The organism is Kribbella sp. NPDC006257 (genome assembly GCF_040613535.1).
GTDB lineage: Bacteria > Actinomycetota > Actinomycetes > Propionibacteriales > Kribbellaceae > Kribbella.
The window spans coordinates 79,348-85,804 of the sequence record NZ_JBEXSJ010000039.1 but is presented as its reverse complement, the minus strand read 5'-3'; the positions used below and the strand labels follow the sequence as shown (position 1 = coordinate 85,804).

9 protein-coding genes are annotated in these 6,457 nt (G+C 69.2%); 7 read left to right on the top strand and 2 right to left on the bottom strand.

Features of this window, described 5'->3' with window-relative positions:
- Nucleotides 1–188: 188 nt before the first annotated feature.
- Nucleotides 189–416, top strand: a complete 228-nt coding sequence (locus ABZ004_RS33870) for an ANTAR domain-containing protein (RefSeq protein WP_355685402.1) — start codon at nucleotides 189–191, stop codon at nucleotides 414–416.
- Nucleotides 417–523: 107 nt separating this feature from the next.
- Here ABZ004_RS33870 and ABZ004_RS33865 read toward each other — a convergent pair whose 3' ends face one another.
- Both ABZ004_RS33865 and ABZ004_RS33860 read right to left on the bottom strand, forming a co-directional pair.
- Nucleotides 524–715: a hypothetical protein gene (locus ABZ004_RS33865; protein WP_355685401.1), complete on the bottom strand. Its 192-nt coding sequence runs from the start codon at nucleotides 713–715 to the stop codon at nucleotides 524–526.
- A gap of 67 nt (nucleotides 716–782) precedes the next feature.
- Entirely contained in the window at nucleotides 783–1,322 is a 540-nt protein-coding gene (locus tag ABZ004_RS33860; RefSeq protein ID WP_355685399.1) for a hypothetical protein, read from the bottom strand.
- 327 nt (nucleotides 1,323–1,649) lie between these two features.
- Between ABZ004_RS33860 and ABZ004_RS33855 the strand changes: the two genes are divergently transcribed.
- The 6 genes from ABZ004_RS33855 to ABZ004_RS33830 all read left to right on the top strand — a co-directional run bounded on the left by ABZ004_RS33855 (nucleotide 1,650) and on the right by ABZ004_RS33830 (nucleotide 6,436).
- Complete coding sequence (locus ABZ004_RS33855) at nucleotides 1,650–2,369, top strand: helix-turn-helix domain-containing protein (protein ID WP_355685398.1); 720 nt, start codon at nucleotides 1,650–1,652, stop codon at nucleotides 2,367–2,369.
- Nucleotides 2,369–3,403 (top strand): LLM class flavin-dependent oxidoreductase, encoded by a 1,035-nt coding sequence (locus ABZ004_RS33850; protein WP_355685396.1) that lies wholly within the window; start codon nucleotides 2,369–2,371, stop codon nucleotides 3,401–3,403. Before ABZ004_RS33855 ends, ABZ004_RS33850 begins: the two co-directional genes overlap by 1 nt.
- Before the next feature lie 66 nt (nucleotides 3,404–3,469).
- Nucleotides 3,470–3,823, top strand: a complete 354-nt coding sequence (locus ABZ004_RS33845; protein ID WP_355685395.1) for a DoxX family protein — start codon at nucleotides 3,470–3,472, stop codon at nucleotides 3,821–3,823.
- A 36-nt stretch (nucleotides 3,824–3,859) separates the two neighbouring features.
- Nucleotides 3,860–4,714 (top strand): NAD(P)H-binding protein, encoded by an 855-nt coding sequence (locus ABZ004_RS33840; protein ID WP_355685393.1) that lies wholly within the window; start codon nucleotides 3,860–3,862, stop codon nucleotides 4,712–4,714.
- 72 nt (nucleotides 4,715–4,786) lie between these two features.
- Nucleotides 4,787–5,719, top strand: coding sequence for an NADP-dependent oxidoreductase (locus ABZ004_RS33835; RefSeq protein WP_355685391.1), 933 nt, complete (start codon nucleotides 4,787–4,789; stop codon nucleotides 5,717–5,719).
- A gap of 75 nt (nucleotides 5,720–5,794) precedes the next feature.
- Nucleotides 5,795–6,436: an NAD(P)H-binding protein gene (locus tag ABZ004_RS33830; RefSeq protein ID WP_355685389.1), complete on the top strand. Its 642-nt coding sequence runs from the start codon at nucleotides 5,795–5,797 to the stop codon at nucleotides 6,434–6,436.
- Nucleotides 6,437–6,457 lie beyond the last annotated feature (21 nt).

Here is a 6,457-nt window from a genome sequence, read left to right as displayed (position 1 = left end):
GTTCCTGGTCCGCACCTCCCAGGCGGGCAACGTCAAACTGCGAGACGTTGCCACCGGCATCATCGCCGACGCTGCCGGCAAAGCCGACTGACCGCACACGCGTAGAGTGGATATGCCGTCGGCTACTCGACGTCGCCACTCAAGGCGCGCCGTCAGCGGTTCCCGACCAAGCGGTCAGACCGTAGGCCATGAAACGGACGTGCCCGATGGGCAACGACCACCCCCGCGACACTGCCCCAACCCTGATCGATCTCGACGCGGTTCACACCATCGCCATCGCCCAAGGGATCCTCGCCGAACGCCTCCGCACAGACGCCGACCGCGCGCTCGATCTCCTCGACCAGCACGCGCAACGCGCAGGGATCCCGGTAGTCGAGGCGGCAAAGTGGCTCATCGCCACCGGCACCCTCCCATAAACCACTAGCTCTGTGAGGCTGCGGCCTTCGATGTGAGTGAGCCAGCATCTAGCGAGGCTGCGCCCGGCCGGACTGGTGAAAGGCCACCGGGAAGGGACCTTCGTGTACTACTCAGCAGCTGACGACCACTGCAGGCCCTGCTCGATCAAGCGCTCTTCCACGCCGATCACCTCCGACCGGGACCTGCCCGCGGTCGAGGCCGCCGACAGGGCGGCGCCACTTATGGCCTGATGCTGACCGGCCCGGTGAAACTTGAGCTTGCCCGTGCCGAGGAACAGCTCCCGGGCGGGGCATGCCATGTCGGGCGGCTCCCGCTACGAATTGAAGTGGGACGGCTACCTTCACTGAACGAGTCAAATCGGGGGGCTACGGTCCGGGGAAGATGCCGCGGAGTGTTGTGATCATTGTGCCGTGCTCGCCGGCCTGGGTGTGGATGGCGTCGAGGCGTCCGTAGACAAGCCGGGCGAATGCCTCAGCGGGAAGTTCGAGGTCTGCGCCAACCGTGGGCGAGTTGGGGTGGAAGGCGACGCTGTCGGGTTTCAGGTCGATGGTGAAGCTGCGGTCGGGGCTGGTGGTGGTGACCGAGAGGGTGTTGGTGTCGCCGGTGGGCTTGGCGGTGTAGCGGGCGACGAGTTCGAGGTTGTCGACGACCAGGGCTGCGACCTGGTCCGGCAAGGTGGCGTCGGGGTTGCCGGCGACCTCGATGTCCCAGGTGTAGAAGGCGTGCTCGTTCAGCCGCATGCCCACGAACTCGGCGAACCCGAGCTCCATCGGTCCCATCGACATCGAGAAGTGGGCGCGTTCGTCCGGGCCGGTGGCTTCGATGCGTTCGAGCAGTGCTGCGTCGGCGGCGAGGGCGTCGTCGCGCTGCGCGGCCGGGGTCTTGGCGTTCCAGGCCTCCGACACTTCGGGTGCGTAGTCGTCAGGCGTGGCGGTGCCGGCGAGGGTGTCTTCGAGTCGGCGTTCGTGATCACCGCGCCCAAGCCGAGGTGTGACAAGACCCGGGCGATGCTCCACTGCGCGGGGTAAGCGCCGCCGGTCAGGTCCGCCGGGCTGATCCGCGAGGCGAGGTCGTGCAGGCGGGTCACGGAGGAGCGGCGCGCGTCGATGTGGGCCTGGGCCATTGCTGGGACCTTCGTTCGGATGGGGCACTCGCGGTGCGGTGATCGGTCTGGGCGCAAACCTATCAGCGAAGTGGGGAATAGTCCCCGTTTGGGTTATGTTGTGCCCATCATGGAGTTGAGAGCAGACGCCGCCAGGAACCGAGCGGCCATCATCGAGGCGGCGCGTGAGGTGTTCGCCGAGCAGGGTGTGGACGCGTCACTGGACGAGATCGCGCGCCGTGCAGGGACAGGCAACGCCACCTTGTACCGGCGGTTCCCCGCGCGGGGCGACTTGGTCGCGGCGGTGTTCGGAGAGGCGATGGCCGAGCATTTGCAGGCTGTCGAGGCCGGGTTGTCCTGCGAAGACCCGTGGCGCGGGTTCGCCTCCTACATCAAGGCCGTCGGGGCGATGCAGGCCCGCGACCGGGGGATCGCCGACTTGGTCACGATGGACCTGAGCCAGGCGCCAGAGATCGAGAAGCTTCGCTCGCGCGCGTTCACCGGGCTGGTCCGCCTCGTCGCCCGTGCCCGCGCCGCCGGTTCCTTGCGGGCGGACTTCACCACCCAAGACGTCGTACTGCTGATGATGGCCAACGCCGGCCTGGTCGAACGCGCTCACGGGATCAGTGAGAGCGCCTCGGCGCGGCTCGTGCACGTGCTGCTCGACGGGTTCCGGGCGCAGGCCGCCACGGACGGCCCGCGGGCTCCCGGCGCCCGGGAGACCGAGGCCGCGATGCGCCAAAACGGCGAGCAGCGGCTTGGCTCCACCTACAAGGCCAGCCGCCGGTCCAAGAACGCAGGTTCCGCCTGCGACACCTCACCGGCTTCGGCGACGAAGGAGCAGCACTGATGAATCTCGAGTTGGGTGTCTATACCTTTGGCAACACCCCGCGGACCGCTGACGGCGGTACCGGCGCGACGGCGCTGGCAGTGCGCGACGCGCTCGAAGCTGTGCGTCTGGCAGACGAGGTGGGGCTGGACTTCTTCGGGTTCGGCGAGCACCACACCGCCTCGATGCCGTTGTCGTCGCCGACGGCGATGGTGAATGCCGCTGCCGCGTCCACGCGCCGCATCAAGCTCGGTACGACGGTGACGGTGCTGTCGACCGACGAGCCGCTGCGGGTTTTCGAGCAGCTGGCCACAGCCGCCGCGATCGCGCCCGGAAGGATCGAGACGGTCGCCGGGCGCGGTTCGTCACCGATTACGTTCCCGTTGTTCGACTTCGACGAGAACGACTACGACATGCTGTACGCCTCCAAGCTGGACCTGCTGATCGCCGCCAACAGCAGCGACCGGATCACCTGGAACGGACCACACCGCCAGCGCCCGCTGGTCGACGCGACGATCGTGCCGCGACCGGAGCAGCCGCTGCGGATCTGGCTCGGCACCGGCGGCAGCCCGGAATCGGTACTGCGGGCCGTCGAGACCGGGTTGCCGATGTTCCTCGGCATCCTCGGCGGCACCCCGCAACACTGGGCGCAGTACGGCCACGCCTACCGCGACGCCTGGGACCAGGTCGGCCACCCGGCCGACGACGCCCGCATCGCCGTCGCTGTCCACGGTTTCGTCGGTACCGACGGCCGGCAGGCCAAGGCCACCTACCTCGAGCACGAGCTGCGCATGTTCCAGATCGGCGCGGCCGAGACCGGCCGCCCCGCCATGTCACCGTCGGGTCGCGAAGCTGCCTTGGAGCCCGGCGGGATGGTGTTCGCAGGCGGACCCAACGAGATCGCCGACCGGATCCTGCACCTGCATCAGCTGCTCGGCCACGACCGCCAGATCCTGCAGATGGACGTCGGCGGGATGCCGCACGCCATCTACCTCAAGGCGATCGAGCTGCTCGGCGCCGAAGTACTGCCGCAGATCCGCAAGGAACTCGGCTAACCACCCCCGCGCCGCGCACCACACCACGTCGTCGCGTCGTCCCCGTCGTCAGTTTCAGGAGAACCCGTGTTCATCGCTCTCGTGGTCGTCACCGTCTTGCTCGCCCTGGTCGCCGTGTTCTCGGCGTCGATGAAGCTGCGCAAGGCCGAGCAGTCGGTTGCGGTCATCAACGGCGTCGTCGGTGTGCCGCTGGCCGCTCTCCCGGTACTGGCTGCCCTGGAGATCGCGGGCGCCGCCGGAATTGTCATCGGCCTGTGGGTCGAGCCGCTCGGCGTGGCCGCCGCGATCGGCCTGGTCGCCTACTTCGTCGGCGCCCTGATCGGTCACCTCCGGGTGCGCGACACCAAGAACCTCGCGATGCCGCTGCCGCCGCTGGTGCTGTCGATCGCGGTCCTCACCCTCCGGCTGCTCACCGCCTGAACCCTCACACGCAGCTACCCGAACAGGAACCGCATCATGGCTTTCGTCGTCACCGCCACTTCTGGCCACCTCGGCCGCCTCGTCGTCCGCGACCTCCTCGACCGGACCGTCCCGGCCGCAGAGATCGTCGCCGGCGCCCGCAACCTCGACTCCATCACCGACCTCGCCCAGGCCGGGGTCCGCACGGCCGTCATCGACTACAACGACCCGTCCACTCTCGAGCAAGCCCTCACTACAGGGGACACCCTGATCCTTGTCTCCGGCAACGACCTGGCCAACCGGGACCGGCAGCACGCCGACGCGGTCGCGGTAGCCGCCAAGGCCGGTGTCGGTCACCTCGTTTACACCAGCGGTCTGCAGGCGGCGCAGAGCCCGAGCCCGATCGCGGCCAGCCACGCCGCCACCGAGAACGTGGTGCGCGACAGCGGCGTCCCGTACACGCTGCTGCGCAACGGCTGGTACACCGAGAACTACGCCCGCGGCCTGGACGCGGTCCGCGCGAGCGGCGTACTGCTGGCCAGCGTCGGTGACGGCCGTGTCGCCTCCGCCACCCGCCAAGATTTCGCCGCCGCGATCGGCGCGGTCGTCACCACCGGCGGCCACCTCGGCCACACCTACGAATTGTCCGGTGACGTCGCCTGGTCCTATCACGACCTGGCCTCCGCGCTCACCGAACTGCTCGACCGCGACGTCACCTACCAGCCGGTGACCCCCGAGGAGCACGTCGCAGCGCTCACTACGGCCGGGGTGCCCGACCAGATGGCGGCCATGGCCGTCGCCGTCGACGCCGGCATCCGCGCCGGCGCGTTCGCGTTCACCAACGGCGACCTCGCCCGCCTCATCGGACGCCCCACTACTCCGCTGGTCGAGGGACTTCGCCCGCTCGTCTGAACTAGAAGCCCGACCGGCTGATCCGGCATGAACCGCAGTTCGACCCAACTCAACACGAAGGAATCAACCACCATGAAGGCATTCGCTCTCACCGGCCGCGACACCAAGCCCGAACTCCAGGAGCTGAACCAGCCCGAGCCCGCCGCCGGGCAGGTGCTCGTCGAGGTGCAGGCCGCCTCGGTCAACGGCTTCGACCTGTCCGTGGCCGGCGGCTACGTGTTCGACATGCTGCCCCACGAGTTCCCCGTCGTGCTCGGCCGTGACCTGGTCGGCACCATCACCGCCGTCGGCGACGACGTCGAAGGCCTCACCGTCGGCGACCTGGTCGCCGGTGTCATCCCCGGCGTCGACCTCGGCCCCCGCAACGGCAGCTTCACCGAACACGTCGCCCTGCCTGCCGCCGCGGTCACCCGCGTGCCCGACGGGGTCGACGTGGCGCAGGCCGCCGTGATCGGACTGGCCGGCGTCGCCGCGCTCGACGCACTGGAAGTCCTCGACATCCAGCCCGGCCAGACCGTGCTGATCTCCGGCGCCACCGGCGGCGTCGGCTCCATCGCCACCCAACTCGCGGCCGCCGCAGGGGCGACCGTGATCGGCACCGCCAAGCCCGGCCAGGAAGCCGACTACGTCCGCGGACTCGGCGCCACGCACACCGTCGACTACACCGGCGACATCGCCACCGCTGTACGCGAACTGGCCTCCGACGGTGTCGACAAGGCCCTGCACTCGGCCGGAGACGCCGCCACCATCGCCGGCCTGATGCGCCCCGGCGGAACAGTCGCCTCCACCCTCGGCGCGACACCGGAACAACTCGGCCGCGACGACATCACCCTCGCCGGAATCATGGCCGCCGCGACCGGCGACAAGCTGGCCCGCCTGCTGCAGCTCGTCGCCGACGGCAAGCTGCACGTCAACGTCGAGGCCAGCGTCCCGCTCGATCAGGCACACGAAGCTCTCGGCCTGTTCGCCGACGGCACCCTCGGCAAGGTCCTCGTCACCCGCTGACCAGCACACCCCGCGGCCCCGGTCCCTCACCGGACCAGGCCCCGTACCTATCCCATTCTTGGAGGAGAAACCATCATGAACGTGACCGTGTTCGGCGCCACCGGCGGCGTCGGCTCCCTGGTCGTCGGCCAGCTGCGCACCCGTGGCCACATGGTCACCGCCTACGTGCGCAACCCCGACAAGGTGCCCGCCGGCTGGGGCGACGCCGTCAACGTCGTGGTCGGTGAGCTCAGCGACGCCGCCGCGATCGACCACGCCGTCCAAGGCGCCGACGCCGTCATCAGCGCCCTCGGTCCCAGCCTGGACCGCAAGGCGACCGGACTGCCGCTGATCAAGGGCACCCGCAACATCCTCACCGCCATGCAGCACCACGGCGTACGCCGCTACGTCGGCAACGCCACCCCCAGCATTCTCGACCCTCGGGAGAAGCCAACCTGGCAAACCCGGCTCCCGACCTTCATGGCCAAGACATTCCTGCGCCGCGCCCACGACGAACTCGTCGCGATGAGCCAGATCGTCATGACGTCGGGTCTGGACTGGACCATCGTACGATTCCTCGCCCCCAAGAACGGCCCCGCACGCGGGCAGCTGCGGCACGGCTTCTACGGCCACGACAAGCTCGGGTTCAACGTCACCAGAGCCGACATCGCCGCGTTCACCGCCGCCCAGGTCGACGACAACCGCTACATCGGCGCCGCCCCCGGCATCAGCAACTGAGCTGCCCACAGGCGCGCTCCG

Coding starts and splice junctions, on each gene's coding strand:
- ABZ004_RS33870 (WP_355685402.1), top strand. CDS start 189: ATGAAACGGACGTGCCCGATGGGCAACGACCACCCCCGCGACACTGCC.
- ABZ004_RS33865 (WP_355685401.1), bottom strand. CDS start 715: ATGGCATGCCCCGCCCGGGAGCTGTTCCTCGGCACGGGCAAGCTCAAG.
- ABZ004_RS33855 (WP_355685398.1), top strand. CDS start 1,650: ATGGAGTTGAGAGCAGACGCCGCCAGGAACCGAGCGGCCATCATCGAG.
- ABZ004_RS33850 (WP_355685396.1), top strand. CDS start 2,369: ATGAATCTCGAGTTGGGTGTCTATACCTTTGGCAACACCCCGCGGACC.
- ABZ004_RS33840 (WP_355685393.1), top strand. CDS start 3,860: ATGGCTTTCGTCGTCACCGCCACTTCTGGCCACCTCGGCCGCCTCGTC.
- ABZ004_RS33835 (WP_355685391.1), top strand. CDS start 4,787: ATGAAGGCATTCGCTCTCACCGGCCGCGACACCAAGCCCGAACTCCAG.
- ABZ004_RS33830 (WP_355685389.1), top strand. CDS start 5,795: ATGAACGTGACCGTGTTCGGCGCCACCGGCGGCGTCGGCTCCCTGGTC.